This window comes from Streptomyces sp. PR69 (assembly GCF_026420845.1).
GTDB lineage: Bacteria > Actinomycetota > Actinomycetes > Streptomycetales > Streptomycetaceae > Streptomyces.
This window is the reverse complement of the sequence record NZ_JAOWCB010000081.1, coordinates 1-1,401: the sequence shown is the minus strand read 5'-3', so window position 1 is coordinate 1,401 and position 1,401 is coordinate 1. Positions and strand designations below refer to the sequence as shown.

1 protein-coding gene is annotated in these 1,401 nt (G+C 69.2%); it reads right to left on the bottom strand.

All coding sequences use genetic code 11. From position 1 onward, the window contains the following. Positions 1 to 134: 134 nt before the first annotated feature. Positions 135 to 1,319 carry an IS4 family transposase gene (locus OF819_RS28965; RefSeq protein ID WP_267246622.1) on the bottom strand — a complete coding sequence of 395 codons (1,185 nt, stop codon included), beginning with the start codon at positions 1,317 to 1,319 and terminating at the stop codon, positions 135 to 137. Between the last annotated feature and the right edge of the window lie 82 nt (positions 1,320 to 1,401).

Below are 1,401 nucleotides of genomic sequence, written 5' to 3'. Positions count from 1 at the left end.
CAATGCCGTTGCTTTAGTGGTCGTGCCATCGGTGGTTCAGGGTGACGACGACTGGGGCGCGACGGTGACTTGAGGGTTCTCCGGGGGCCTTGCTGGCGTAGCCGGTGATGCATGAGCGGATCTTGCGGGGGCAGTCACGTGGCCGGCGGCGAGGTAACAGACTGCGGCCGATCTCGGCGAGCCCGAGGCGCCGGTCCCGTCTGCGGGCGGAGGGGGGAAAAGCCGCTCGGCGAGATCACCGTGCGGCGGACGACGTGCAGGGCCCGGGTGAACGAGGTCCGCTCTGCCGTACTGCGGTGCAGTCGGGCGGCTTCGTCCAGCAGATCACGGGTGGCATGGTGCACGGTCAGGTGCGCGTAAATCTCCTGGCGCACCCCGTCCGGGGTCTGCGATCTGAGGACCGGCCGACCGCGCTGGTGGGTCTTGATCTCGTCGAAGACCAGCTCGATCTCCCAGCGCCGGGCGTAGAGCGCGGCGAGCTCGGCAGCCGGGTACTCCTCGGGATCGGTCAGGCTGGTGATCAGCCGGACGATGTCCGGCTGGCCGTCGACGCGGTACTCGATGACCCGGACCAGGGCCGGTGGGGCCTTGACCGTTCCGGCCGCTTTGCTGTGCTTGTTCGCCTCGATCCGGGCGAGGTAACTGCCGTCGGACAGCACGTCCTGGACTCGTCTGGCTTTGCGCCGCTCGATCCGCCACAGCAGGTGAGTGCCCCGGTCGCGCAGCCGGCGCCAGCGGGCCAGGCCCCACAGCCCGCGGTCGGCCAGCAACAGCGTCCCGCTTCCGACGTGGGCGTCCAGGGCGTCGGAGACGATCCGCTCAGACTCCTTGAACCCGCCGACCACGGCGTCGAGCACGGCGTGGGAGGAACACTCGGCCACCGCGACCACGCGGGCCTGCGGATACCCCGTCGGACTGCGCTGTGACCCCGACTTGCCGAAGGCGTCGTTGTTCGCCGCCGAGTCCGGCACGGCCAGCAGCGTCCCGTCCAGGGCCAGTACCCGCAGCCCGCGGAAGAGATCGTCTTCCCTGCCCAGTGGCCGGGCCACGGCACGGAACAGTTCCCGCATCACGGTCCACCCCAGCCGCTGCCGGGCCCTGGTCAGCGAGGACTTGTTCACCCCGGTCCAGGGCCGCAGGCCCGGATCGCCGGTCTTCACCAGGCGCAGAACCTCCAGGTAGTCGGCCTGCGGGAACAAGCACATCGCCAGCACGAAGTACACCGTGAATCGGGCGGACAACAGACGTCGGCGCTTCTCCGAGCGGCCGGCCTCATTGACCAACTGGTCCACCAGCTCTGGCGGGCACGACCGGGTCAAGACTCCTAGCCCCAGCCGCTCCAAACGGGATATCAGCACACCGGCTCAACCGGCCGACAACCGCAAAAGCAACGGCATTGCC